Raw genomic sequence first — 25,189 nt, forward strand, 5'->3', positions numbered from 1 at the left:
CTCCCATGACCGACACGCAACCCCCCGTCCAGGCAGCCGGCTGCGTCCTGTGGCGCCGCTCCCCGTTCGACGGCGAGCCGGAGATCTGCCTGGTCCACCGGCCGAAATACGACGACTGGTCGCACCCGAAGGGCAAGCTGAAGCGCGGCGAGGACGCCCTCACCGGGGCGCTGCGCGAGGTCGAGGAGGAGACGGGCTACCGGGCCGCGCCCGGCGCCCGGCTCTCCACCACGAAGTACTACGCCAACGGCCGCCCCAAGGAGGTCCGTTACTGGACGGCCGAGGCCACCACCGGCGCCTTCACCCCGAACGACGAGGTCGACCGCATCCTCTGGCTCTCCCCGACGGCCGCCAAGAACCGGCTGACCCAGCCCCGGGACCGGACCCTGGTCGACGAGTTCCTGGTACGGCTGCTCGAACGCACGTAGGCCCACTCCGCCCCGCCCGCTCAGCCGGGCCCGCTCAGCCCGTCGTGTGCCCCTCCGCGTCCGCCCGCGCCTGGCTGCGGGCTCTTCGTGCCGGACCGCGCCAGCCGCAGGTGCACCGGGCCAGGCAGAAGCGGCCCTGTTCGACCGTCTGCGTGTGGTGGGCCGGTATGTCGGATGGAGGTGGGGGGGTCCTGTCCTGCTGCGCCACGCTGACAACGTTACCCACGCCGGGTAAACGGACGGTGTGCGCGTGACAACCCCTCCTACCGGTCGTTATCCGAAGCGACAGGTGAGTCCGTGGCGGACGTACCGGCTGGGGGTAGGCGGCGATGGCGGAGCGGCAGCAGAGGCAGGCCGACGGGTCGGTCGTCGTCACGGCGGTGCTCATGGCCTGCGTCTGCGCCACCAGTTGCTCGGGCAGCGGCGCCGGCCTGGCCGACGAGCGCGCGGCCGACCCGGTCGGGACCCTGCGCCGGGCCGCCGACACCCTGGTGGAGGCGGGCAGTTCGAAGGCCAGCACATCGATGGAGATGGCCACCGGCGGCACCCGGGTCACCATCCGCGGCGAGGGCGTGTACGACTACCGCGAGCGGCTCGGCCGGCTGAAGGTGCTGCTGCCGCAGGACCCGTCCGGCACCAGCGAGCACCGGCCGATCACCGAACTCCTCGCCCCCGGCGCCCTGTTCATGAAGAACCGGGGCGCGGGCGTGCCCGCCGACAAGTGGGTGCGCGTCGACACCGCGACCCTCTCCGACGGCAACCTCGTCACCGGTGGCGCCACCGATCCGCTCGCCGCCGCCGAGGTGCTGCGGGGGACCAGGACGGCGACGTACGTGGGCACGACCGAGCTCGCGGGGACCGAGGTGCGGCACTACCGCGGCACGGCCGATCTCGCCGTCGCGGCGAAGGGCGCGTCGAACGCCAACAGGGATGTCCTGGCAGCGGCGGCGAAAGGGTTCGCCACGGCCGCCGTGCCCTTCGACGTCTACCTCGACGACCAGGGCCGTATCCGCAAGGTGCGCCACCGCTTCAGCTTCGCCAACGGGCAGCGGCAGGGCACCGTCGCGGTCGCCTCGACGACACTGCTGTACGACTTCGGGATCGCCACGGACGTCACGCTGCCGGCCGCCCGGGACATCTACGCCGGCAAGATCGCCGAGGAGTGAACAGCCGTGACGGGCGTCAAGAACTAGCCCGTCCGTGCCATGCGCGGTGTGTATGCCGCTCCCTACTCTAGGAAGTCGGTAACGGCAGAGAAGAGGTGATGCGCGTGGCTCCGGTCGGCGGTACGGCGGTTCAGGACCACGTGGCCCTCGCCGAGATCGAACTGTGCGGGGAGCTGATCATCGCGGCGTCGGCCGCGGACGACCGGCTCAGCCTGGAGAGCATCGACGAGGTGCTGAAAGTGGCCGAAGAACGCGCGGACGCCCCCGGCCGGTGAGCCGGGGGCGCCCGTTGCGTCGCGAAGAAGGCCGGATCAGGTCCGCAGCAGACGGCCGATCGCCTTCGTCGCCTCCTCGACCTTCGCGTCGATCTCGGCGCCGCCCTTGACGGCAGCGTCCGCGACGCAGTGCCGCAGGTGTTCCTCCAGGAGCTGCAGTGCGAAGGACTGCAAGGCCTTGGTGGAGGCGGACACCTGCGTGAGTATGTCGATGCAGTAGACGTCCTCGTCGACCATCCGCTGAAGGCCGCGGATCTGACCCTCGATCCGGCGCAGGCGCTTGAGGTGTTCGTTCTTCTGCTTGTGGTAGCCGTGCGTGGCGGGCTCATGGGTCTCGTGGGGGCCGTTTTCCGCCACGGTCTCGGAGGGCGCCGTGGCGCCGGCCTCGGTCGTCGTCATCGCGTCCTCCACATCACGGCCACACCCTGAGGGAATCACATACCCCTCCTGGGTATATCGTATCGAAGTTTCCCGGGTATAGGGCCTGCGGACGGCCCCCGTGCCAACCACTGTGCCCGATGGGCGACACTGGGGGACGGCCCATTAGCCGTGGCCGGATGATGCACTTAGCATCAGCCTGACCGAAACCGATGCACCCCGAGGACCCCTTGTGCGCTTTCGTCTGACCCCCAGGGAGACGAGCTTCTACGACATGTTCGCCGCCTCCGCGGACAACATCGTCACGGGCTCGAAGCTCCTCATGGAACTGCTCGGCGCGGACACCGCCGGCCGGGCCGAGATCGCAGAGCGTATGCGGGCCGCGGAACACGCCGGAGACGACGCCACCCACGCGATCTTCCACCAGTTGAACTCCTCGTTCATCACACCGTTCGACCGCGAGGACATCTACAACCTGGCGTCCTCCCTCGACGACATCATGGACTTCATGGAGGAGGCCGTCGACCTGGTCGTCCTCTACAACGTCGAGGAACTCCCCAAGGGCGTCGAGCAGCAGATCGAGGTGCTCGCGCGGGCCGCCGAGCTCACGGCCGAGGCCATGCCGCACCTGCGGACCATGGACAACCTCACCGAGTACTGGATCGAGGTCAACCGGCTGGAGAACCAGGCCGACCAGATCCACCGCAAGCTGCTCGCCATGCTCTTCAACGGCAAGTACGAGGCCATCGAGGTCCTCAAGCTCAAGCAGATCGTGGACGTCCTCGAAGAGGCCGCGGACGCGTTCGAGCATGTGGCGAACACGGTGGAGACCATCGCCGTCAAGGAGTCCTGAACCCTTCCATGGACACCTTCGCTCTGGTCGTGACCATCCTGGTCGCGCTCTTCTTCACGTACACCAACGGCTTCCACGACTCGGCGAACGCCATCGCGACCTCGGTGTCGACGCGGGCCCTGACCCCCAGGGCCGCGCTCGCCATGGCGGCGGTCATGAACCTGGCAGGAGCCTTTCTCGGGTCCGGGGTCGCCAAGACCGTCAGCGAGGGCCTGATCGAGACGCCGGAGGGCTCCAAGGGGATGGGGATCCTCTTCGCGGCGCTGGTCGGCGCGATCACCTGGAACCTCGTCACCTGGTACTTCGGGCTGCCCTCCTCGTCCTCGCACGCGTTGTTCGGGGGCATGGTGGGAGCGGCGCTCGCGGGCGGCACCGAGGTGCTCTGGAACGGCGTGCTCGACAAGGTCGTCATCCCGATGTTCATCTCGCCGGTCGTCGGTCTGGTCGCCGGTTATCTGGTGATGACGGCGATCATGTGGATCTTCCGGCGGGCCAACCCGCACAAGGCGAAGCGTGGTTTCCGGATAGCGCAGACCGTGTCCGCGGCCGGCATGGCCCTCGGGCACGGCCTCCAGGACGCCCAGAAGACCATGGGTGTCGTGGTGATGGCCCTGGTGATCTCCGGCCACGAGACGTACGGCGACCCGATCCCGGCCTGGGTGAAGATCATCTGCGCGGTGATGCTGTCGCTGGGCACGTACGCGGGCGGCTGGCGCATCATGCGCACCCTGGGCCGGAAGATCATCGAGCTCGATCCGCCGCAGGGCTTCGCCGCCGAGACGACCGGTGCGGCGATCATGTTCACCACCGCGTACCTGTTCAAGGCGCCGGTGTCGACGACCCATGTCATCACCTCGGCGATCATGGGTGTCGGCGCCACCAAGCGTGTCAACGCGGTCCGCTGGGGCGTCGCCAAGAACATCGTCCTCGGCTGGTTCATCACCATGCCGGCCGCGGCGATCGTGGCCGCCTGCGCCTACGGGATCGTGAACCTGGCATTCCTGTAGGAGCCGTGGACGACGACAACGGGCCCGCCCCCGGAATCCGGGGGCGGGCCCTCTGTGTCCTCGCGGTGGCACCGCCATGCAGCACCGCGAGGGGTCCGGGTCGGCTCAGCCGAAGCGGCCGGAGATGTAGTCCTCCGTGGCCTGGACCGACGGGTTGGAGAAGATCCGCTCCGTCTCGTCGATCTCGATCAGCCTGCCGGGCTGGCCGACGGCCGCCAGGTTGAAGAAGGCCGTGCGGTCCGAGACACGCGCCGCCTGCTGCATGTTGTGCGTCACGATGACGATCGTGAAGCGCTCCTTCAGCTCACCGATCAGGTCCTCGATGGCGAGCGTGGAGATCGGGTCCAGGGCCGAGCAGGGCTCGTCCATGAGCAGGACCTTGGGCTCCACCGCGATGGCGCGGGCGATGCACAGACGCTGCTGCTGACCACCGGACAGACCCGAACCCGGCTTGTTCAGACGGTCCTTGACCTCGTTCCAGAGGTTCGCGCCCTTGAGGGACTTCTCGACGACGTCCGACAGTTCGCTCTTCTTGTACGAGCCGTTCAGGCGCAGGCCCGCCGCCACGTTGTCGAAGATCGACATCGTGGGGAACGGGTTGGGGCGCTGGAAGACCATGCCGACCTCGCGGCGCACGGACACGGGGTCGATGCCCTGGCCGTACAGGTCCTCGTCGTCGAGGAGCACCTTGCCCTCGACCCGGCCGCCCGAGGTGACCTCGTGCATCCGGTTGAGCGTGCGCAGGAACGTCGACTTGCCGCAGCCGGAGGGGCCGATGAAGGCCGTCACCGAGCGGGGCTCGACCGTCATCGAGATGTCTTCGATCGCCTTGTGGGAGCCGTAGTAGGCGGTGAGCCCACTCACGTCGATTCGCTTGGCCATGACTACTTCACTTCCAGATCTCGGTCGCTGTGTGGGCCGCGTCAGCGACCGGTCTTGGGGGCCTTCCAGCGGGCGATGCCGCGAGCCACCAGGTTCAGGATCATCACGAAGGCGATCAGCGTCAGCGCCGCCGCCCAGGCACGGTCGTAGGCCGCACCGGAGCCCGCGCTGTTCGCGTACTGCTGATAGATGTACAGCGGCAGCGAGGCCTGCGCACCCTCGAAGGGGTTGGGGTTGATGAGCGAGTTGCCCCAGACCAGGAGGAGAACCGGTGCGGTCTCGCCCGCGATACGGGCGACCGCCAGCATGATGCCGGTCGCGATGCCGCCGATCGAGGTCGGCAGGACCACCTTCAGGATGGTGCGCCACTTCGGGACACCGAGCGCCAGGGACGCCTCGCGCAGCTCGTTCGGGACGAGCTTGAGCATCTCCTCCGTGGAGCGGACCACGACCGGCATCATCAGGATGGCCAGCGCGAGCGAGCCGGCGAAGCCGAAGGGCTGCATGTCGAACATCAGCATGATCGACAGGATGAACAGACCCGCGACGATCGAGGGGATACCGGTCATCACGTCGACGAAGAACGTGACGGCCTTGGCGAGGTTGCCCCGCCCGTACTCGACGAGGTAGATCGCGGTGAGCACACCGACCGGCGCCGCGATCACCGTGGCGAGGCCGACCTGCTCCAGGCTGCCCAGGATGGCGTGGTAGATGCCGCCGCCCGGCTCGGTGTCGGAGACCAGGCCCATCGAGTGGGTCAGGAAGTAGAAGTCGAGGACCTTCACACCGCGTACGACGGTCGTCCAGACCAGGGAGATCAGCGGGACCAGCGCGATCAGGAAGGCGACCCAGACGAGCGCGGTCGCGACCCGGTCCTTGGCCTGTCGGCGGCCCTCGACGCGGGCCGCGATGACGTAGGTGCCGAGGACGAACAGGACCGCGGCCATCAGGGCCCACTGGATGCTGCTGTTCAGACCGGCGGCCGCGCTGATGCCGAGGCCGAGGCCGACGGAGCCGGCGGCGATGGCGTACGGACTCCACTTGGGGAGGCTGGCGCCGCGCAGGGTGCTGCGGGGCTTGTCGGCGATGACGGCGTTGCTCATGCGTTGGCCCCCGAGTACTCCTTGCGGCGGGCGATGATCATGCGGGCCGCGCCGTTGACCAGCAGGGTGATGACGAACAGCACCAGACCGGAGGCGATGAGGGCGTCCCGGCCGAGGTCGCTGGCCTCACTGAACTTGCTGGCGATGTTCTGGGCGAAGGTGCCGCCGCCCGGGTCGAGCAGACTGGCCTGGATGGTGAAGGTCGGGGAGAGCACGGTGGCCACGGCCATCGTCTCGCCGAGCGCACGGCCGAGACCGAGCATCGAGGCGGAGATCACGCCGGAGCGGCCGAAGGGGATCACCGCCATGCGGATCACCTCCCAGCGGGTGGCACCGAGGGCGAGCGCCGCCTCCTCGATCATCTGCGGGGCCTGGCGGAAGACCTCACGGCTCACGTTGGTGATGATCGGCAGGATCATGATCGCGAGCAGGATGCCGACGGTGAGCATCGAGCGGGGCGCGCCGCCCTGCCAGTCGAAGATGCCGGTCCAGCCGAGGTAGTCGTCGAGCCAGCCGTAGAGGCCGTTCATGTGCGGGACGAGGATCAGGGCGCCCCAGAGGCCGTAGACGATGGACGGCACGGCGGCGAGCAGGTCGATCACGTACGCGATGGGACCGCTCAGCCTGCGGGGGGCGTAGTGGGTGAGGAACAGCGCGATGGCGACCGCGATCGGGACCGCGATGACCATGGCGATGATCGAGGAGACGACCGTGCCGAAGGCGAGGACGGCGATGCCGAACTTCGGCGGGAGCAGGCCGGTGTTCCACTCGAAGGTGGTGAGGAAGTTCGCGTCGTCCTTGCTGATCGCGATCGAGGCGCGGTAGGTGAGGAAGACGGCGATCGCGGCCATGATCGCCAGCAGCAGGATGCCCGACCCGCGGGAGAGACCGAGGAAGATCCGGTCACCGGGTCGGGTGGCACCGCGGGCCGCGCGCTTCTGCTCGGCCACGGTCGGCTGGGGGTTGGGCGGAGGTGTGTCTGTTATCTGTGTGGTGTCCATCGGGTTCTCCGGTCTGCTGAGCCGCGTGTGATGTGCGGCTCCTGGCGGCGGTGCACCGGACGGTGCGGTCCGGACCGGCACTCTCGGAAGGGTGCTCGGGCCGGACCGCACACTCAGGTCAGCTCAGGCCCTCGATGGTGGTGCGGACCTTGGCGATGATGGCGTCGGGGATCGGCGCGTAGTCGTTGTCCGCGAGGACCTTCTGGCCGTCCTCGGAGGCGATGTAGCGCAGGAACGCCTTGGTGGCGGCCAGGGTGTCGGCCTTGTTGCCCTTGTCACAGGCGATCTCGTACGTCACCAGGGTAATCGGGTAGGCACCGTCTGCCTTGGTGGCGTAGTTCAGCTGGAGCGCCAGGTCGGAGCCGGTGCCGATGACCTTGGCGTCGGCGATGGCCTTGGTGGCGTTGTCCACGCTGGCCTCGACCGGGGCGGAGGCGCCCGTGTCGATGCTGACCGGCTTGATGCCGTCCTTGGCGTAGGACAGCTCCATGTAGCCGATCGCGCCGGAAGTCTGCTTCACCTGCTGGGCGATGCCGGAGGAGCCGGACGCCGACTGGCCGCCCTCGGCCTGCCAGGCCTTGCCGCCCGAGTAGGGCCAGTCGCTCTTGGCGGTGGCGATCAGGTACTTGGTGAAGTTGTCCGTGGTACCGGAGTCCTCGGAACGGTGGAACGCCTGGATCTTGAGGTCGGGAAGCTTGACACCGGGGTTCAGCTTCGCGATCGCCGGGTCGTTCCACTTGGAGATCTTGTTGTTGAAGATCTTCGCGAGCGTCGGGGCGTCCAGCGTGAGCTTGTCCACGCCCGGAACGTTGTAGCCGAGCGCGATCGGGCCGCCGACCATCGGGAGGTCGATGGCCTGGCCGCCGGAGCAGACCTTCTTGGAGGCGGTGACCTCTTCCGGCTTCAGCGCGGAGTCGGAACCGGCGAAGGCGACCTGACCGTTGGTGAAGGCGGTGATGCCGGCGCCGGAGCCGCTGCCCTTGTAGTTGATCTGCACACCACAGGCCTGCGTGAACTGCTTGACCCAGGCGTCGATCGCGTTCTTCTGCGCGGAGGAGCCGTCGGCGAGCAGTTGGCCCTTGGCGTCGTCGCACTTGATGCTGCTGGCGTTGGCGGTCGAGGACGCGCTGCTGCCACCACCGTCGCTGGTGTCGTCCGAGCCGCACGCCGTGAGGGCCAGGGCGCCGGAGACGGCGAGAGCACCGAAGGCGAGGGCCCGCCGGTTCTTGCGCTGAAGCTTCACTTGAGTTCCTTCCGGGAGCCGCCGTCCTGAATCCGGCGGCGTGCGCGAAGTCTGGGTGATACGGACGCGCATTCGAGACGCGCCACGCATCGCGTAAGGCCGAAATTAGGCAGATCAGGTGAAGGCGTTTATGGCCGGAAGTGAACGGCGGGTGAACCCCTGCAGAAGGTGCGGTGAGGTCACGGAACGCTTACATCGAGGGCACAGTGTGATTCCGGAACCCGCCAGGGAACCCTCACCTCTCCAGGCCCGTCTCGTTCCACGGAAGCCTACGAGGCCGACGAAAGGCACGGACACATGGAACGGCGTACGTTCATCGCAGGCGGCGCGGCCGCGATAGCCGCGGTGGCCACGGCCGCCTGCGACGGCGGCGGAAGCGCCGACGCCACGCAGAGCACCTTCGGCCAGGCCCTTTCCTCCCGTACGCCCGCCGCGGCCGCCGCGAACTGGACCGCCCTCGCCCGCGACCTGGACGGCACCCTGGTCCGCCCCGGCGACGCGAACTGGGCGACCGCCCGGCAGCTCTACAACACCCGCTTCGACTCGCTGAAGCCCGCGGCGGTGGCGTACGTCGCGCACGCCGACGACGTCCGCACCACGCTCGCCTACGCCCGCGCCCACGGCGTCCGGGTGGCGATCCGCAACGGCGGCCACTCCTACGCCGGCTGGTCCTCGGGAAACAACCGGCTGATCGTCGATGTCTCCAAGCTGAACCGCGTCCGCGCCTCGGGTGGCACCGCCGTGGTCGGCGCCGGCGCCAAGCTGATCGACGTCTACCGGGCGCTCACCGCGAAGGGCGTGACGATCCCGGCGGGCTCCTGCCCGACCGTCGGCGTCTCCGGACTTGTCCTCGGCGGCGGTCACGGCGTGGCCTCCCGGGCCTACGGCCTGACCTGCGACAGCCTCACCCGGGCGACGCTGATCACGGCCGACGGCAAGGAACTGACCGCCGACGCCGCCACCGAGAAGGACCTCTTCTGGGCCCTGCGCGGCGCGGGCAACGGCAACTTCGGCGTGGTGACCGAACTGCACTTCAAGACCCACCCCGCCCCGCAGGGCGTGACCGCGTACGCGACCTGGCCGTGGTCGAAGGCAGCCGCCGTGGTGAAGGCCTGGCAGGAGTGGGGCCCCGGCCAGCCCGACGAGATCTGGTCCTCCTGCCACCTGGAGAACGGCGGCTCGCCCTCCGTGGCCGTCGCGGCGTTCTCCATGGGCACCTACGGCGAACTCCAGAACGCGCTCGACCGCCTGGCCGACCGGATCGGCTCACCGGCCCGCAGCGTCACGCTCCGACGGCACTCCTACGAGAGCGCGATGGAGGCGTATGCGGGCTGCTCGTCCTTCTCCACGGACGCCAAGTGCCACCTGCCCGGCTCCACCCCGAACCGCAACCCGCACGGCGCCCTCGGCCGGGAGACCTACGCGGCCCGCTCGGACTTCTTCGACCGCTCGCTGTCGGCGGCCGGCATCCAGACGCTGCTGAGGCAGATCGCCGCGGTCCGGGGCGGCTCGGGCAGCATCGCCCTGACCGCCCTCGGCGGAGCGGTCAACCGCGTCTCGCCCACGGCCACGGCCTTCGTCCACCGCCGCTCCCGCATGCTGGCCCAGTACATAGCGTCCTGGAGTGCGGGCACGACGGGCAGTTCGGCCCAGTCCTGGCTCACGGGCGCCCACGACGCGATGAAGCCGTACGCCTCGGGAGCGGCCTACCAGAACTACACGGACCCGACGCTGAAGGACTGGCGGAAGGCGTACTACGGCGACGCGGCGACCAAGCTCGCCAAGGTGAAGAAGCAGTACGACCCGCAGGGGTTCTTCACCTTCCCGCAGGCGTTGTAGCCCTACGTCGCTACGCGGCGAGGTCCCTCTCGGAGGCCGCGGCGTCCTGCCGGGCCCCGGGGATCACCGAGGCCTCCCGCTCGGTCCCGCGCGCGCGAATCAGCCACGCGCCTTTCGATGACCCCTCGACCGCCTTCAGCACAGGCGTCAGAAGAGCCATCGCGAGCGGCGACAACAGCAGGGCCACGGCCGTTCCGAGCGCGAACCCGCCGATGACGTCGGTCGGATAGTGCACCCCCATGTACACCCGGCAGAAGCCTTCGAGCAGCGCGAGCGCGATGCCGACGAGCCCGAACTTCCGGTTGGCCACGAACAGTCCGACGGCCATCGCCATGGTGATCGTCGCGTGGTCACTCACGAAGGAGTAGTCGGTCTTCCCGGAGACCAGGACCTCGATCCCCTCATGGGTGCGGAACGGCCTGGGCCGCTCGACGAACCCCCTTATGGGCACGTTCACCAGCACGGCCAGCGCGGCGGCGAGCGGCGCCCACACCAGCGCGGCCACCGAGGAGGCCGCGTCCTCACCCGCGCGCCGGCGGCCCGCCCACCAGCACCACAGGACGAGCAGCACCATCCCGAGCAGGATGCCGTACTCCCCGACGTACTCCATGACCCGGTCGAACCAGTGCGGGGCGTCTTTGGCCAGGCCGTTGATGTCGTAGAGCAGGTCGACGTCGGGGTTCGACCCGGATTCGGCGAGAACAGCCATGGTGCTGCGGCCCCTTCGTCGTCTTTCCCGGCGTACCCATGTGCGCTCGGCTACGCCCTCAGGAACGCATGGTTCCCGTTAATACGTTCCACACTCCACTGAATGATCACGCAGACGTTATCGAAGAGAGATACATCGCCGCAGCTCAGGGGGTGGGTTTCACGTTCCGTCACACCGTGGTGGGCAATGCTTTCGCGCCATCTTCGGTGACCCGGGTGGCACCGAAGTACTCAGAAGTGTCGATCGGGTCGAACCGGATCACAGCACCTGTTCTCGGTGCGTCGATCATGTATCCGCCGCCCACATAAATCCCCACATGGTGGATGGCGCGCGAATTGCTGAGGTCCGTGGAGAAGAACACCAGGTCCCCCGGCAGCAGTTCACTTCTGGCCGGATGCGGGCCCGCGTTGTACTGGTCGTTCGCGACGCGCGGCAGCGTGATGCCCACACTCTCGTACGAGGCCTGCGTCAGCCCCGAACAGTCGAAGCGGCCACCCTGCTCGGCGGTACCGGTGCCGCCCCACAGATAGGGCGTCCCGAGCTTCTTCTGCGCGTAGTAGATGGCCCCGGCCGCCTGTTCGGAGGGATCGACGCGGGTCGTGGGCGCCGCGAAGCTCTCCTCCAGGGTCGTGATGGTCTTCACGTAATTCTGGGTCTCCTTGTACGGCGGCACGCCCCCGTACTTGATGACCGCGTAGGCGCCCGCGTTGTAGGAGGCGAGCATGTTCTCGGTGATGTTCCCCGGGACGTCCTTCACATAGGACGCGAGCGAGCAGTCGTAGGAAGCCGCCGAGGGAATCGCGTCGTTGGGATCCCAGACGTCCTTGTCGCCGTCGCCGTCCCCGTCGACCCCGTGTGTGGCCCAGGTCCCCGGGATGAACTGCGCTATTCCCTGCGCCGCCGCGGCGCTCTGGGCCTTCGGATTGAATCCGCTCTCCTGGTAGAGCTGGGCGGCGAGCAGAGCCGGATTGATGGCGGGACAGAGGTTGCCCCACTTCTGCACGAGGGGCTGGTACGCGGCCGGAACAGCCCCCTTGGCCAGCGCTCTGGTGGCCCCGCCCACTCCGCCCGCCAGGTTGCCGGCGACGACGTAGACCCCCACGACGAGCAGCATCACGAAGCTGAGCCCCGCCCCGAAAACGGCGCCCGCAACCAGCCACGCCTTACGCACCGTCAACCGCCCCTCGCCCACTGGGAGTCCGCCCGCGCCAGTCTAGGAGCTTCCCCGCAGGAAACCCGGGTACTCGGCGGGGTCGGCGCGAAGATCAGTGGACGGCGTCGCGGTAGAGCGCGGCGGCCTCGGCCCCGAGCACCACGCTGTACGACACGTCGGCCGTCGCCCCGCCCTGCTCGTGCCCGCCCAGCACACCCACGACCTGCCCGTCCCCGTTCACCCAAGGACTGCCGCTGGTCCCGCCGATGAACTTCGGGCAGTCGATCCGCTGTTGCGTGCGGCTGTGCGCGGTCGGCCTGTTGGTGCAGCTGATCGGCACGTCACGGGAGGACGGGTACCCGGTGACGGTGACAGCGGTGGCCCCGGTGGCGGAGCCGGTGACGAACCGGTTCCCGCCGACGACGTCCTGGACGTTCCCCTCGACCGTGGCGAAGGCGACATCGCTGTCCTCGTCCTGCCCCTTGGACCACCCCGCGGGCAGGTACCGCCCGCGCACCTTCCATTTCCCGTACGGCGCCCCGCCGTCCCGGTATCCGGGCACGAACACGAGGTCGCGGTCGCGGTCGTCGAGACAGTGCGCCGCGGTGACGATGAGGTTCCGGTGCGGGCTGCGGACGACGGAGGCGGTGCAGTGGTGCTGTTCTCCGTCGAACAGGGCCCCCACGCGGGCGGTCGGCGAGTTCGCCGCGGCCACCGTCGTCACCCCGAAGGGCCCCGCCCCGTCGTCGGCCACGGCTTCGGAGGCAGAGGTGACGGTGAGCAGGACGGCTGCGGCGTGGAGAGCGAGACGTGGCGTGCGCTTCACGGAAGAAAGCATTCCGCACGAAGGTGAGAAACGCATCAAGTGGCGGTTCCACGCACCCTGTGCGACGGTGTGAATCCCGTGCCCCGCGGCAGCCGAGCCTCACCCCACACGGCGCCACATCAGCACAACAGCCCGGCCGCACGCGCGCGGCTCAGCCCGCGTCCCCCCTCCGAAGGCCCCATCGGCGCCCTGCACGCCTTCCGGGAGCATGCCGAACCGGACCGAACTCCCCGAGCCACACCCCACACGGGACCACAACAGCACAACAGCCCGGCCGCACGCGCGCGGTTCAGCCCCGCGTCCCCACGCCCTGTGGAAAACGGGTTGCCGTCAGCTCCTCCGACGCCGTCCACAGGCGCCGGGCCACGTCGGGGTCGCTCGCGGCCGCGCTCCGGCCCACCAGCGTCGGCGCGCCCCGCATCTCCCCGAGCCCGTCCGGTCCCACATAGCTCGCCCCGGGCAGATCCTGCGTCGCCGCGTACAGCGTGGGCAGCGCGCCCGCTGTGTCGTCCTGCGCCAGGAACCTGTTGCCGAACTTCATGAACATCCGGGCCGCCGCACTGGCCGCATGGCTCTGGAGGTTCGTGGCCGAGTAGCCGGGGTGCGCGGCCAGGGCGCGGACCCGGGAACCCGACTCCGTCAGCCGCCGCTGGAGCTCCAGCACGAACAGCAGGTTCGCCAGCTTCGACTGGCCGTAGACCCCCCTCGGGTCGTAGTCCGACGTCATGTTCAGGTCCTCGAAGTGGATCCGCTCGTCGCCCCAGCGGTGCGCACCAGAGGACACCGTCACGACCCGGTCGGTGATGTGGGGCAGCAACAGGTTCGTCAGCGCGAAGTGGCCCAGATGGTTCGTGCCGAACTGCATCTCGAAGCCGTCCGCCGTCTGCCGCTGCGGGATCATCATCACGCCCGCGTTGTTGATCAGCAGGTCCAGCGGACGGTCCCACGCCGCCGCGAACTCCCGCACCGACGACAGGTCCGCCAGATCCAGTCGCCGGACCTCCGTGCTGCCGTTGACGGTCCTGGCCGCCGCCTCACCGCGCTCCGGGTCCCGTACGGCGAACACGACATGCGCGCCCGCCCCGGCCAGGGCCTGCGCGGCCCGGAGTCCGATACCGCTGTTCGCCCCCGTGACCACCGCCGTGCGGCCGGTCTGGTCCGGAAGTCGGGTCGCGTTCCACTTCTGCTGCTTGTCCGTAGCCATGTCCTCGAATGTAGACGCCGCCAACAATGCTGTCAATGACAACAATGCTGGCGCCGACTACATCCGGATACGATGGCACCCATGCCCGCCGAGAAGCCCGAGACCCGCCCCTACCACCACGGAGACCTGCGCTCCGCCCTCCTCGCCGCAGCCGAGCGCACCCTCCGCGACAAGGGCACCGCCGCCTCCCTCTCCCTGCGTGAACTCGCCCGCGACATCGGCGTCAGCCACGCCGCCCCCGGCCGGCACTTCAAGGACAAGCAGGCCCTGCTCAACGCCCTCGCCCTGGTCGGATACGGCCGCATGGCGGAGGCCCTCGAAGCCGCCGACGAACCGGAACGCCCCCTCCAGGACCGCCTCACCATCCTCGCCCGGGCCTACCTGCGCTTCGCCATCGACAACGCCGAGCTCCTCGAACTGATGTACGCCCGCAAGCACGAGCCCGACGCCGCCGAACAGATCGCGGTCGCGATCGACCGCACGGTGGGCGCACTGGAACGGGCCGTCGCCGCCGCCCAGCAGCGCGGCGAGATCGTCGACGGCGACCCCGAGCACCTCACCCTCGTCGTGGGCAGCGCCCTCCATGGCCTCGCGGCCTTCGCCATCACCGGCAAGTTCACCACCGAGGCCGCCATGGACGCCGTACCGGGACTCGTCCACCACCTGTTGCACGGCCTCAGCCCCCGCTGACGCCGAGCCCCGAACCTCCGTCACACAAGCGGGAGTTGTGTGCGAAGCGTGCAGATGGTCAAGCCGCGGCCATGCCCCGCCCAACCGAGCGCCATTGATCAGCAATCCCCCCACGGCCTTCGGTAAGGCGGAAGTCAGGATTCCACCGCCCGTCTTGTTGTCACGTACTCAACAAGGCGATGGTCTACGCGGGTCGCCGCCCCCACCGGGAACCTCACCGGTGGTCCCCCCACTGCAGGCCTCTGCAACCACTCTCAGGAGGCTGTACGTTGCGTACTCCCAACTCCCCCCACATATCCGGCAGATGGCGTCGGATCGGCTCGACCGCCGTGGCCACCTCCGCCCTCGTGTTCGCCGGACTCGGCACCGCCGTCCACGCGACCGCGGCCACACCCGACCACGTGAGCGCCAAGGCCGTCGCCACCGCCGTCGCCAAGGCCCATGTGCAGTACGAGAGCGCGTGTGACACCACCCCGAAGAAGGGCTATGCGGCCTGCAACGCCCTGCGCGTCACCGGCGGCACCACCGCGTACATGGAGAAGCAGGCCGCGCTGAAGGGCGTGACCGCCAGGACGCTCAAGCCGAAGGCCGCCTCCGCCACCCCGACCGGCTACGGCCCCAGCGACCTCCAGGACGCCTACGGCCTGACCGACGCGTCCGCGAACAACGGCTCCGGCGAGACCATCGCCATCGTCGACGCCTACGACGACCCCAACGCCGCGGCGGACCTGGCCACCTACCGCTCGTACTACGGCCTGCCGGCGTGCACCACCGCCAACGGCTGCTTCAAGAAGGTCTCCCAGACCGGCTCCACGACCTCCCTCCCCACCGCCGACAGCGGCTGGGCCGGTGAGATCTCCCTCGACCTCGACATGGTCTCCGCCATCGCCCCCAACGCCAAGATCCTGCTGGTCGAGGCGAGTTCGTCGAGCATGGCCAACCTGGGCAAGGCGGTGAACGAGGCCGTCACCCTGGGCGCCAAGTTCGTCTCCAACTCCTACGGCGGCTCCGAGTCCTCCTCGGACACCTCCTACGACACCTCGTACTTCAACCACCCGGGCGTCGCCATCACCGTCTCCGCGGGCGACGAGGGCTACGGTGCCGAGTACCCGGCCGCCTCCAAGTACGTCACCGCGGTCGGCGGCACCAAGCTGTCCACCTCCTCCACCTCCCGCGGCTGGACCGAGAGCGTCTGGAAGACCAGCTCCACCGAGGGCACGGGCTCGGGCTGCTCGTCCTACGACGCCAAGCCGAGCTGGCAGACCGACACCGGCTGCACCAAGCGCATGATCGCCGACGTCTCCGCCGTCGCCGACCCCGCCACCGGCGTCTCCGTCTACGACTCCTACGGCGCCGACGGCACGGGCTGGAACACCTACGGCGGCACCAGCGCCTCCGCCCCGATCATCGCGTCGGTGTACGCCCTCGCGGGCACCCCGGGCAGCAGCGACTACCCGGCCAAGTACCCCTACGCGGACACCTCCGCCCTCAACGACGTGACCTCCGGCAACAACGGCACCTGCTCGACGAGCTACTTCTGCACCGCCGCGGCCGGCTACGACGGCCCGACCGGTCTGGGTACGCCGCAGGGCCTGGACGCCTTCACCGGCTGAACCGACAGCTCCTGAGTGTCCCCGTCGGGTCACGGGGGCGCCGCCCTCAAGAGGGGGACGTGGGGTCCCCTCGGCGGCACAACGGCAACGGGTCGCGACTTCCTGTCGCGGCCCGTTCGCCGCGTAGCCGTCACCAGGACGTCTCCACCGTCGCCGACCCACCCACGACGAGCACACCTCCACCGGCTGACTCTCCGTCAACACCCGGGCCGCGGGCACCCCTGCCGCGGCCCGTTCGTCATACCTATGGCCCCGCGGGTTAGCCTTCACCCGCAGAACATCGGTGCCAGAAGCGCCGCAGGTCGTAAGAGGGGTCAACGACGGAACCACACCACAGGTTCCGCTCTGGCCTCATTGCCCGGCGTGACCTGCCGTGATACACAGAGTGACCAGACAGTCATTCGTACGAAACCCGCCAATCAATGACGCCAAGTCGACATGCGACGGCGGAATTGTCGGCGACAATGAGGCCTGACCTCTGCGCACACGCAGGGGAGACGGAACAACCCACCAGGGGCGGTGACTTACATGCTCTTTGCGGCCGACAAGGGAGACATCAACACCATCATCGGCGGGATCGCTCCGGACTGGGGCCCCTTCGGGGCGCTGGGGACCGAGGCGAAGACGATGATCCAGGTCGTCATGGCGGTCGCCATCCTGCTCTGCCTCGGCATCGCCATCTGGGGGGCCGCCAAACAGCGCATCGGTGCCACCGCCCTGCGGGACACCTTCAGCGCGGAGCAGGGCAAGGGCCTCATCATCGCGGGCCTGACCGGCGTCTTCATCATCGGATCGCTGGGCACGCTCTTCACCATCGTGTACGGCATGGCCGTATAGCCGCCGCGTCCGGTCGACGCACCTCCGGTCCGGCCGGGCGCGCCCGGTACCCCCTACCCCACCCGTCCGCAGTGCCCACCGGCTGAGGTTGCGTTCCCCCGATGTCTCCGATCTCCTCGATGACTCCGATGACTCTGATGCCGAGTCACCACACCGCGCCCGCGCGGGAACCAGCACGGCTACCGTCGTACCCGTACGCGTTTTCCCGCACTTCTCCGCACCACGTCGAGGGGGCGTAAGCGGTATGAGTCTCGGAGACGACCAGGACGGCTCCGGCGGTTACGGCGGCACCGGCCAGACCCGCACCCACCTGCCAGGCGGCACCACCGACGTCTACGGCGGCGCCCGCCGCCCCGGCCGCTCGTCCTCCCGAAGCCTGGTCACCGTGGTCGGCGTCATCGTCCTCCTGATCGCCGCAATCGCCTTCGCGAACCGCGGAGGAGACGATTCCTCATCCTCGGAGGTGGGGGCGGGGGGCCAGCCCAGAGCAACCTCCACGGCGGCCAGCGGCACCAAGCCGGTGCAGTCCACCCCGGGCGTCATCCCGAAGGGGTACGCGCATGACGCCCAGGGGGCGCAGAGCGCGGCGGCGAACTACGCGACGGTCCTGGTCTCCGCCGACATCCTGAAGCCGGCCCGACGAGCCGAGCTCGTCCAGCAGGTCTTCGTGACGGACAAGCAGGCCGCGCTGAACGCCAAGTTCGACAAGGCATACTCCGCGGAGTTCCTGAGCAAGCTCGGCCTCGACCAGAACGGTGACGCGGCCGCGGGTCACACCTACGTCTCGCGCACTGTCCCGATCGGCACCAAGGTCACGAGCGCATCGGACACCTCAGCGGCCGTCGAGGTCTGGTGCACCGGCCTGTACGGCACCGCCGGCGCCGACTCGACCGATCCGGTGACCAGCGACTGGTTCACCATGACCCTCCAGATGCGCTGGGCTGACAGCGACTGGAAGGTGGACAGCTTCTCCCAGAAGGACGGTCCCGCTCCCGTCCCTGGGGATGACAAGGCATCGAGCGCTGACGAAATGGCAAAGGCCGCCCAGGAGTACGGAGGCTTCACTTATGCCCGGTAGCCAGCGCCTCGCGCTCAAGGGCGCCGCCGCAGTCGCCACCGTACAGACCGCCGTCGTGCTGCTCGCCGCCCGCGCCACAGCGGCACCTACGCCCACGCCGACCCCCACCGAGACCGCCGACAACTGCAGCCTCCTGTCGGGCCAGGCCAAGCAGATCTGTGAAGGTGACTCCTCGGGTGGATCCTCCGGCGGATCCCCCTCCCTGGACCCCACCTCCACCCTCGACCCCATGTCCTCCCTCGCCAAGAGCTGCGCCAAGGCCGCCGCCTGGACCATCGACAAGCTCAGCGAGGCCGTGAAGGAGACCGCGAACGTCGACTTCACCAACCAGAAGTTCCTCCAGCAGTACGCCGTCGTCTTCGCCGCCTCGACCATCCTCACCCTTCTCCTGTGGCTGCTGGCCGTAGCCAAGCGCGCGGTACGAGGCGTTCCCCTCACCACCGCCATCAGCGAGGCGATCGGCTTCCTGTGGCTGACCGTGCTCGCGTCCGCCTTCACCCCCCTCATCCTCTACACCGTCGTCTCCGCCACGGACGGCGTCTCAGAGGTCCTCGCGAAGGCCACCGGCGACCAGACCGACACGTTCTTCGGCACCTTCTCCGGCGCCCTGCAGAAGGGCAACGACATCGGCGGCGGCCCCATCATGCTGATCGTCGTCTCCCTGGTCAGCATCCTCGCCGCCGGAGTCCTCTGGCTGGAGCTCGTCATCCGCGCCGCACTCCTCTACGTCGGCGCCCTCCTCGGCACCGTCGTCTACGCCGGCCTCGTCGACAAGAACCTCTGGGGCCACGTCCGCCGCTGGGCCGGCATCATGATCGCCGTCATCCTGGTCAAACCAGTGATCGTCATCGTCCTCGGCCTCGCCGGCGCGCTCTCCTCCGACAACGGCCCCGACGCCTTCTCCGCCGTCGTCTCCGGCCTCGCCATCATCCTGCTCGCCATCTTCGCCAGCGCGATGATCTACCGTTTCGTCCCCGGCTTCGGCGACGAGATCGCCGGCTCCCGCAGCAACCGCATCATGCAGGGCGCCGAGGGCAAGGCCGCCGCGGTCATCAGCTCCCCGGCCACCCTGGTCGCCCAGGGCATCAAGACCCACAGCTCCCGGGCCGACAACAACGGCCAGGGCTCCGGAGGATCGGGCGCCCGCCCGAGCAACCCGGCGTCCGGCGGAGTCGCCGCCCACAGCTCGCGCACCCCGAACGGAGGCGGCGGATCCGTCCCCTCCGCCGCTCCCGCTCCCCGCGCGGGCAACTCCGTGAACACCCCGCACGCCGGCAACCGCAACGCAGGCAGCAACAGCACAGGAGGTGACGGGCGTTGACGACCGAGTCCCACGTGTCGCATACGGTCACGCCCCGCCGTACATATCTGATCGGCCGCGCCCGGCCGAACGCGATCGTCGGCCGCAACCGCGAGACGGGCGAGATCGCGCTCATCATCGTGGGCGCGTTCCTCGGCATGATGTGCGGGCTCCTCGTCCCGGTCCTGTCCCTGCGCATCGTCCTGCTGATGGGCTTCCCACTGCTCGCGCTGGCCGCGGTCTACGTGCCGTACAAGCGCCGCACGTTCTACAAGTGGTTCGAGATCAACCGCAGTTACAAGCGCACTCTGCGCCAGGGCACCACCTACCGTTCCTCCGTGATGGAGGCCGGCACCCACGTCGACGGCCGCGAGGTCGAGGTCGGCCCACCCCCCGGCATCGGCCGGATCAACTGGCTCGCCGCCCCGTTCGGGCCCGACGAGCTCGCCGTACTGCTCCACGCGGACCGCCGTACCGTCACGGCCGCCATCGAGATCGAGGGCCCCGGCGTCGGCCTGCGCGACTCCGAGGACCAGGAAGCCCTCGTCGACCGCTTCGGCACCCTCCTCAAGCACGTGGCCAACGGCGACGGCTTCGTCACCCGACTCCAGATGCTCGCCCGCACCCTCCCGGCCGACCCGGACGCCCACGCCAAGGACGTCGCCATGCGCGGGGACGGCAAGGCGCCGCCGTGGCTGCAGACGTCGTACGACCAACTCCAGTCGATGGTGTCCACCAGCAGCGAGCAACACCGCGCGTACCTCGTCGCCTGTATGCACTACTCCCGTGAACTGGCGGCCGAGGCCCACGCGATGGCACGCGTCGCCCGCCCCCAGTCCGGCCGCAAGCTGGACAAGGACGCGGGTCTCGCGGTCGTCATGGCCCGCGAGCTGACCGACATCTGCTCGCGCCTCCAGGAGGCCGACATCCGGGTCCGCCAGCCGCTCGGCCAGGGCCGGCTGGCCTCGCTGATCCACTCCATGTACGACCCCGACCACCCCATCGACCACATCCAGGCGATGACCAAACGCAACGCCTGGCCTGCCGAACTCGACGCCATGGAACCGACGTTCCTCCAGGCGAAGACGAGGGAGTCCTCCACCCGCGCGCCCTGGTGCCACGCCACGGCCTGGGTGAAGGAGTGGCCGATGACCCCGGTGGGCGTCAACTTCCTCGCCCCGCTCCTCGTCCACACCCCGGACGTCATCCGCACGGTCGCCGTCACGATGGACCTCGAACCCACCGAGATCGCCATCGAGCGCATGCTGACCGAGAAGACCAACGACGACGCGGAGGCCTCCCGGGCCGCCAAGATGAACCGGACCGTGGACCCGCGCGACATCGCCGCCCACAACCGGCTCGACCAGCGCGGCGAGGACCTCGCGAGCGGCGCGGCCGGTGTCAACCTGGTCGGCTACATCACCGTCTCCTCCCGTAACCCCGAGGCCCTGGCCCGCGACAAGCGGACCATCCGGGCCTCGGCCGGAAAGTCGTATCTGAAACTGGAGTGGTGCGACCGGGAGCACCATCGCGCCTTTGTGAACACACTTCCGTTCGCCACCGGCATTCGAAGGTAGGGGCAAAAGCATGCGGGATCCGCTGTCCGTCCTCTCCGACGCCTTCACGGCCTTCCTCTTCGGAAAGGTCGAGACGACCCGCCTGCCGGTCCGCACCTCCACCGGCCAGGCGCAGGCGGTCTACCTCCCGACCGCCGCGCCCGGCCTCGGCGACTCGGGCGTGATCATCGGCCGTGAGGTGTACTCCGGCAAGGGCTATATCTACGACCCGTTCCAGCTCTACGGCCAGCAGCTGCCGGCACCCCACTGGCTGGTCCTGGGCGAGTCCGGCAACGGCAAGTCGGCGCTGGAGAAGACGTACGTACTGCGCCAGTTGCGCTTCCGGGACCGCCAAGTCGTCGTCCTGGACGCCCAGGGCGAGGACGGCGTCGGCGAATGGAACCTCATCGCGCAGGAGTTGGGGATAACTCCCATCCGCCTGGACCCGATGGCCGCCCTGGACATGGGGATCCGCCTCAACCCGCTCGACCCGGCGATCACGACGACCGGGCAGCTCGCCCTGCTGAGGACCATCATCGAGGTCGCGATGGGCCACAGCCTCGACGAGCGCTCCGGCTTCGCACTGAAGGTCGCGCACGCCTACGTCAACGAGACGATCGTCGAACGCCAGCCGATCCTCACGGACATCGTGGAGCAGCTACGGCACCCCGAACCCGAGTCGGCCGAGGCGATGAACGTCGACATAGAGGACGTCCGCGCGTGGGGCCTCGATGTCGCCCTGGTCCTGGACCGCCTGGTCGACGGTGACCTGCGGGGCATGTTCGACGGACCGACCACGGTCGGCATCGACCTCGACGCGCCGCTGATCGTCTTCGATTTGTCCCACATCGACCGCAACTCCATCGCCATGCCCATCCTCATGGCGATCGTCGGTGTATGGCTGGAACACACCTGGATCCGCCCCGACCGCAAGAAGCGCATCTTCCTGGTCGAGGAGGCCTGGCACATCATCGCCAGCCCCTTCGTGGCCCAGCTCTTCCAGCGTCTGCTCAAGTTCGGCCGTCGGCTCGGCCTGTCCTTCGTCGCGGTGGTCCACCACCTGTCCGACGTGGTGGACGGAGCGGCGGCGAAAGAGGCCGCGGCGATCCTGAAAATGGCATCGACCCGGACCATCTATGCCCAGAAGGCCGACGAGGCACGAGCGACGGGCCGCGTCCTGGGCCTGCCCCGCTGGGCGGTCGAGATCATCCCCTCCCTCAGCCCCGGCATCGCCGTCTGGGACGTCAACGGCAATGTCCAGGTGGTCAAACACCTGGTCACCGAGACCGAACGCCCCCTGGTCTTCACCGACCGCGCGATGACGGAGTCCTCCAGCGACCTCACCGACGACGCCCTGCGCGCCGCCGAACTGGAGGCGGAGGAGCGGGCGGCGGCCTTCGTGGAGCAGCACATGGGCGACTCCGAGTCGACGGTGGCGTAGGAGGCACGGGCAGTGGTGAGACCGGACGACCGCCACCAGGGCGGTCAGGGAGGCCAGGGAGGCGTCCCGGACGGGTTGTTGGTCGGCATACTCGCCTTCCTCCTCGGCATGACCCTGCTGATCTGGTCGGCGACGGGTCTCGCCGGCCTGTTCGCCCACGGCGACTGGCCCAAGGGCGTCACCTTCACCCGCACCCCCCAGGCCATGCGCCATCTCATCGGCCACCCCCAGGACATCTCCGGCGCCTGGCCCGACACCCCCGCCGACCAGCTCTCCGGCTACGGCCTGGTCTGGGGCCTGTTCATCGGTCAGCTGCTGATCCTGATCGTCCTGACGATCTTCGTGATGGGGACACTGGCCCGCTGGAGAGCGGTTCGCGCAAGGACGAGAGCGGAGAAACTGGCGGCCCGGGCACGACGTCCGGAACCCGGGCCGGTCCACGAGGTACCTACACACGAGGTACCTGCCCGCGAGGTTCCGGCCCCGAGACCGGCGCCCGAACCGGCCACAGCGCCCGTCCCCAGCCCGGCGCAGCCGGTGACGGAGCAGCACCTGGCGCAGCCTCTGGCCGCCACACCCACCCAGCCGCAGCCGCCGACGGCTGGTCTGCCCCCTGAGGGCCACCCCCACCCGACGGCGAATGCCGAACGGATGGGCGGGTGGGAAACACCCCGTGCCGAACGCGCGGTCCTCTACGCCCCCAGAGAATCCCGCCACCCCACCGCGACCCAGGCCATCAGGGACGCGGAGGGCCCCGCCCTCGTCGTCACCTCGAACCCGGCCATCTGGCAGGACACCAAGGACGCCAGAGCCAAACTCGGCCCGGTCCACGTCTACGACCCCACGCACCTCTGCGACACCCCGGCCCGCCTCCACTGGTCCCCCATCGCCGGCTGCGAGACCAAGGAAACGGCCAAGGCGAGAGCACAGGCCCTCCTCGCCCCGATCCGCCCCACCGCGAAGATCGACCGAGCCGTGGCCGACGTAGCCGAAACGCTCCTGCGCAGCTACCTCCACGCGGCGGCCATAGACGCCCGCACCATCCGCCACGTCCACCGCTGGTGCCAGGGCACACAGGTCCAGGACGCCGTGAAAACCCTCCGCACCAATCCGAAAGCAGCTCCCGGCTCCGCCGGCGAACTGGAAGCGGCCCTCACCGCACACGCCGAACGCCGTGACATCGCCCAGGAGCTGACGAGCCGAGCGCTCTCCGCCCTCTTCACGGTCAACATCCGCGAGGCATGCACTCCCAACCGAAATGATGCCCTCGCCTTGGATTCCTTCGTCTACGAAGGGGGCACGCTTTATGTGGTGGGTGAATCCATCGAGGACCCCAGGACCGATCCGGGCGCGATGCCCCTCCTGACGGCCCTCACCTCAAGCGTGGTCGAGCGTGGCCGGCACATGGCCGAACGGTCATCCTCCGGTCGCCTCGACCCACCACTCACGCTCGTCCTGGACGACGTCGCCGCCGTGGCTCCGCTCCCCCAGCTCCCGGAGCTGCTGGCCGCCGGAGCGGACCGGGGCCTACCGACCCTGGCCCTGCTCCGCTCCCGGGAACAGGCCCGCACTCGCTGGCCGGACGCGGACCTCCCGGCGTAGAGCTCAGGAGTCAGAGCTCAGAAGAAGCGAGTGTCGGCCAAGCCCAGGAGCCAGTCACCGGCTCGAGCGAGGAATTCGGGACCGCACCGCAGAACATCACGCGAGTCAGGCGCGCTCCAGCGCGAACTCCAACTCGGTCTCCCCAGGAGTCGCCGCCAGCGGCACGAGCACGCCCGTGGGCTCGAACCCCACCTTGCGATAGAACCGCTGAGCCCGCCCGTTGTCCTCGTGCACGATCAGCCGCACCCGCTCGGCCCCATGCGCCCACGCCCACTCCACAGCGGCGTCGAACAGCACATCGGTGAGCCCGCTCCCGCGCTCCTCGGGGCGTACGAACACCCCGACGATATGCCCCTGCTTCCGCTCCACCGGAAACCCTGCCCAGTCCGTGGTGCCAGGCTCCTCCAGCAGCACGGTCACCGTCCCGACCCACTGCCCGTCCGGCGCCTCAGCGATGATCGTCTGTGCCTCGTCCGCACCCTCGGCGCCCCTGGCCGTCCGCTCCTGCCAGAAGGAGTCGGAATGTGCGGCGGCCTCCTCATAGGTCTCCAGGAAGGCGAGTGGCGCGACCGGATCCCGCAGCGCCGCAAGCCGCAACTCCTTCGCTGCGGGCCACTCATCGGCGCGGACGGACCGGATCACATAGCTCATGCGAGCCACAGTAGTACCCGGGTGCTACCCGCTTCACCTGAAATATTGCCCGCGAAACAGAAAAACCCCCGTGCCGAATGGCACGGGGGTTTTCCCAAAAATTGTTCGGCGGTGTCCTACTCTCCCACAGGGTCCCCCCTGCAGTACCATCGGCGCTGTAAGGCTTAGCTTCCGGGTTCGGAATGTAACCGGGCGTTTCCCTCACGCTATGACCACCGAAACACTATGAAGTTCGACCGGAAAAAGACACAGTCGTTGCCTCAGAACTAACACAGTGGACGCGAGCAACTGAGGACAAGCCCTCGGCCTATTAGTACCGGTCACCTCCACCCATTACTGGGCTTCCAGATCCGG

Annotated in this window: 24 protein-coding genes and 1 rRNA gene; 14 read left to right on the forward strand and 11 right to left on the reverse strand. The window is 68.9% G+C overall.

The annotated features are described in order from the left end of the window. The first annotated feature begins 5 nt into the window (after window positions 1–5). The 3 genes from ABZT93_RS21490 to ABZT93_RS21500 all read left to right on the forward strand — a co-directional run bounded on the left by ABZT93_RS21490 (window position 6) and on the right by ABZT93_RS21500 (window position 1,869). On the forward strand, window positions 6–428 hold the full coding sequence (locus ABZT93_RS21490) for an NUDIX hydrolase (protein WP_356106587.1): 423 nt from the start codon (window positions 6–8) through the stop codon (window positions 426–428). 329 nt (window positions 429–757) lie between these two features. Next, complete coding sequence (locus ABZT93_RS21495) at window positions 758–1,594, forward strand: hypothetical protein (RefSeq protein WP_356106589.1); 837 nt, start codon at window positions 758–760, stop codon at window positions 1,592–1,594. A 98-nt stretch (window positions 1,595–1,692) separates the two neighbouring features. Next, window positions 1,693–1,869 (forward strand): hypothetical protein, encoded by a 177-nt coding sequence (locus tag ABZT93_RS21500; protein WP_020122926.1) that lies wholly within the window; start codon window positions 1,693–1,695, stop codon window positions 1,867–1,869. Between the two features lie 36 nt (window positions 1,870–1,905). Here ABZT93_RS21500 and ABZT93_RS21505 read toward each other — a convergent pair whose 3' ends face one another. Beyond that, on the reverse strand, window positions 1,906–2,268 hold the full coding sequence (locus tag ABZT93_RS21505) for a metal-sensitive transcriptional regulator (protein ID WP_356106591.1): 363 nt from the start codon (window positions 2,266–2,268) through the stop codon (window positions 1,906–1,908). Window positions 2,269–2,479: 211 nt separating this feature from the next. On the opposite strand from ABZT93_RS21505, the gene ABZT93_RS21510 reads away from it, so the two are divergent. Both ABZT93_RS21510 and ABZT93_RS21515 read left to right on the forward strand, forming a co-directional pair. Continuing rightward, on the forward strand, window positions 2,480–3,100 hold the full coding sequence (locus ABZT93_RS21510) for a DUF47 family protein (protein ID WP_007383023.1): 621 nt from the start codon (window positions 2,480–2,482) through the stop codon (window positions 3,098–3,100). 8 nt (window positions 3,101–3,108) lie between these two features. Continuing rightward, a complete protein-coding gene (locus tag ABZT93_RS21515) occupies window positions 3,109–4,107 on the forward strand; it encodes an inorganic phosphate transporter (RefSeq protein ID WP_356106593.1) in 999 nt (332 codons plus the stop codon). 105 nt (window positions 4,108–4,212) lie between these two features. On the opposite strand, the gene pstB is transcribed toward ABZT93_RS21515, so the two are convergent. The 4 genes from pstB to pstS all read right to left on the reverse strand — a co-directional run bounded on the left by pstB (window position 4,213) and on the right by pstS (window position 8,336). Further along, window positions 4,213–4,989 carry a phosphate ABC transporter ATP-binding protein PstB gene (gene pstB / locus ABZT93_RS21520; protein WP_355744575.1) on the reverse strand — a complete coding sequence of 259 codons (777 nt, stop codon included), beginning with the start codon at window positions 4,987–4,989 and terminating at the stop codon, window positions 4,213–4,215. Between the two features lie 41 nt (window positions 4,990–5,030). Beyond that, a complete protein-coding gene (gene pstA / locus ABZT93_RS21525) occupies window positions 5,031–6,092 on the reverse strand; it encodes a phosphate ABC transporter permease PstA (RefSeq protein ID WP_356106595.1) in 1,062 nt (353 codons plus the stop codon). Then, window positions 6,089–7,093, reverse strand: coding sequence for a phosphate ABC transporter permease subunit PstC (gene pstC / locus ABZT93_RS21530; protein ID WP_356106597.1), 1,005 nt, complete (start codon window positions 7,091–7,093; stop codon window positions 6,089–6,091). The genes pstA and pstC overlap by 4 nt, the downstream gene beginning before the upstream one ends. 118 nt (window positions 7,094–7,211) lie before the next feature. Beyond that, window positions 7,212–8,336: a phosphate ABC transporter substrate-binding protein PstS gene (pstS, locus tag ABZT93_RS21535; protein ID WP_356106598.1), complete on the reverse strand. Its 1,125-nt coding sequence runs from the start codon at window positions 8,334–8,336 to the stop codon at window positions 7,212–7,214. A gap of 297 nt (window positions 8,337–8,633) precedes the next feature. Here pstS and ABZT93_RS21540 point away from each other — a divergent pair, with 297 nt between their 5' ends. Then, window positions 8,634–10,175, forward strand: a complete 1,542-nt coding sequence (locus ABZT93_RS21540; RefSeq protein ID WP_356106601.1) for an FAD-binding oxidoreductase — start codon at window positions 8,634–8,636, stop codon at window positions 10,173–10,175. Window positions 10,176–10,185: 10 nt separating this feature from the next. Here ABZT93_RS21540 and ABZT93_RS21545 read toward each other — a convergent pair whose 3' ends face one another. The 4 genes from ABZT93_RS21545 to ABZT93_RS21560 all read right to left on the reverse strand — a co-directional run bounded on the left by ABZT93_RS21545 (window position 10,186) and on the right by ABZT93_RS21560 (window position 14,067). Further along, window positions 10,186–10,884: a phosphatase PAP2 family protein gene (locus ABZT93_RS21545; RefSeq protein WP_356106602.1), complete on the reverse strand. Its 699-nt coding sequence runs from the start codon at window positions 10,882–10,884 to the stop codon at window positions 10,186–10,188. 169 nt (window positions 10,885–11,053) lie between these two features. Beyond that, the gene (locus ABZT93_RS21550) at window positions 11,054–12,076 is read right to left on the reverse strand and encodes a bifunctional lytic transglycosylase/C40 family peptidase (RefSeq protein WP_356106604.1); all 1,023 of its coding nucleotides are present in this window, start codon (window positions 12,074–12,076) and stop codon (window positions 11,054–11,056) included. A gap of 73 nt (window positions 12,077–12,149) precedes the next feature. Continuing rightward, a complete protein-coding gene (locus tag ABZT93_RS21555; RefSeq protein ID WP_356106606.1) occupies window positions 12,150–12,875 on the reverse strand; it encodes a trypsin-like peptidase domain-containing protein in 726 nt (241 codons plus the stop codon). 277 nt (window positions 12,876–13,152) lie between these two features. Next, a complete protein-coding gene (locus ABZT93_RS21560; RefSeq protein WP_356106608.1) occupies window positions 13,153–14,067 on the reverse strand; it encodes an oxidoreductase in 915 nt (304 codons plus the stop codon). Window positions 14,068–14,139: 72 nt separating this feature from the next. On the opposite strand from ABZT93_RS21560, the gene ABZT93_RS21565 reads away from it, so the two are divergent. The 8 genes from ABZT93_RS21565 (at window position 14,140) to ABZT93_RS21600 (ending at window position 24,184) form a co-directional block, all read left to right on the forward strand. Then, window positions 14,140–14,757 carry a TetR/AcrR family transcriptional regulator gene (locus ABZT93_RS21565; RefSeq protein ID WP_356106610.1) on the forward strand — a complete coding sequence of 206 codons (618 nt, stop codon included), beginning with the start codon at window positions 14,140–14,142 and terminating at the stop codon, window positions 14,755–14,757. A 269-nt stretch (window positions 14,758–15,026) separates the two neighbouring features. Then, window positions 15,027–16,370 (forward strand): S53 family peptidase, encoded by a 1,344-nt coding sequence (locus ABZT93_RS21570; protein ID WP_356106612.1) that lies wholly within the window; start codon window positions 15,027–15,029, stop codon window positions 16,368–16,370. 528 nt (window positions 16,371–16,898) lie between these two features. Beyond that, window positions 16,899–17,207, forward strand: a complete 309-nt coding sequence (locus tag ABZT93_RS21575) for a hypothetical protein (protein WP_007383036.1) — start codon at window positions 16,899–16,901, stop codon at window positions 17,205–17,207. A 244-nt stretch (window positions 17,208–17,451) separates the two neighbouring features. After that, window positions 17,452–18,285 (forward strand): hypothetical protein, encoded by an 834-nt coding sequence (locus ABZT93_RS21580; RefSeq protein ID WP_356106614.1) that lies wholly within the window; start codon window positions 17,452–17,454, stop codon window positions 18,283–18,285. Continuing rightward, entirely contained in the window at window positions 18,275–19,606 is a 1,332-nt protein-coding gene (locus ABZT93_RS21585; RefSeq protein WP_356106616.1) for a hypothetical protein, read from the forward strand. The genes ABZT93_RS21580 and ABZT93_RS21585 overlap by 11 nt, the downstream gene beginning before the upstream one ends. Then, entirely contained in the window at window positions 19,603–21,162 is a 1,560-nt protein-coding gene (locus ABZT93_RS21590; protein WP_356106618.1) for an SCO6880 family protein, read from the forward strand. The genes ABZT93_RS21585 and ABZT93_RS21590 overlap by 4 nt, the downstream gene beginning before the upstream one ends. Window positions 21,163–21,172: 10 nt before the next feature. Next, entirely contained in the window at window positions 21,173–22,582 is a 1,410-nt protein-coding gene (locus ABZT93_RS21595) for an ATP-binding protein (RefSeq protein ID WP_031059267.1), read from the forward strand. Window positions 22,583–22,597: 15 nt separating this feature from the next. After that, on the forward strand, window positions 22,598–24,184 hold the full coding sequence (locus ABZT93_RS21600; RefSeq protein WP_356106627.1) for a type VI secretion protein: 1,587 nt from the start codon (window positions 22,598–22,600) through the stop codon (window positions 24,182–24,184). A gap of 105 nt (window positions 24,185–24,289) precedes the next feature. Here ABZT93_RS21600 and ABZT93_RS21605 read toward each other — a convergent pair whose 3' ends face one another. Both ABZT93_RS21605 and rrf read right to left on the reverse strand, forming a co-directional pair. Next, on the reverse strand, window positions 24,290–24,835 hold the full coding sequence (locus ABZT93_RS21605) for a GNAT family N-acetyltransferase (protein WP_356106620.1): 546 nt from the start codon (window positions 24,833–24,835) through the stop codon (window positions 24,290–24,292). Window positions 24,836–24,938: 103 nt separating this feature from the next. Then, window positions 24,939–25,055: ribosomal RNA gene (rrf, locus tag ABZT93_RS21610) — 5S ribosomal RNA — on the reverse strand. Between the last annotated feature and the right edge of the window lie 134 nt (window positions 25,056–25,189).

Source organism: Streptomyces sp. NPDC005303 (assembly GCF_040607335.1).
GTDB lineage: Bacteria > Actinomycetota > Actinomycetes > Streptomycetales > Streptomycetaceae > Streptomyces.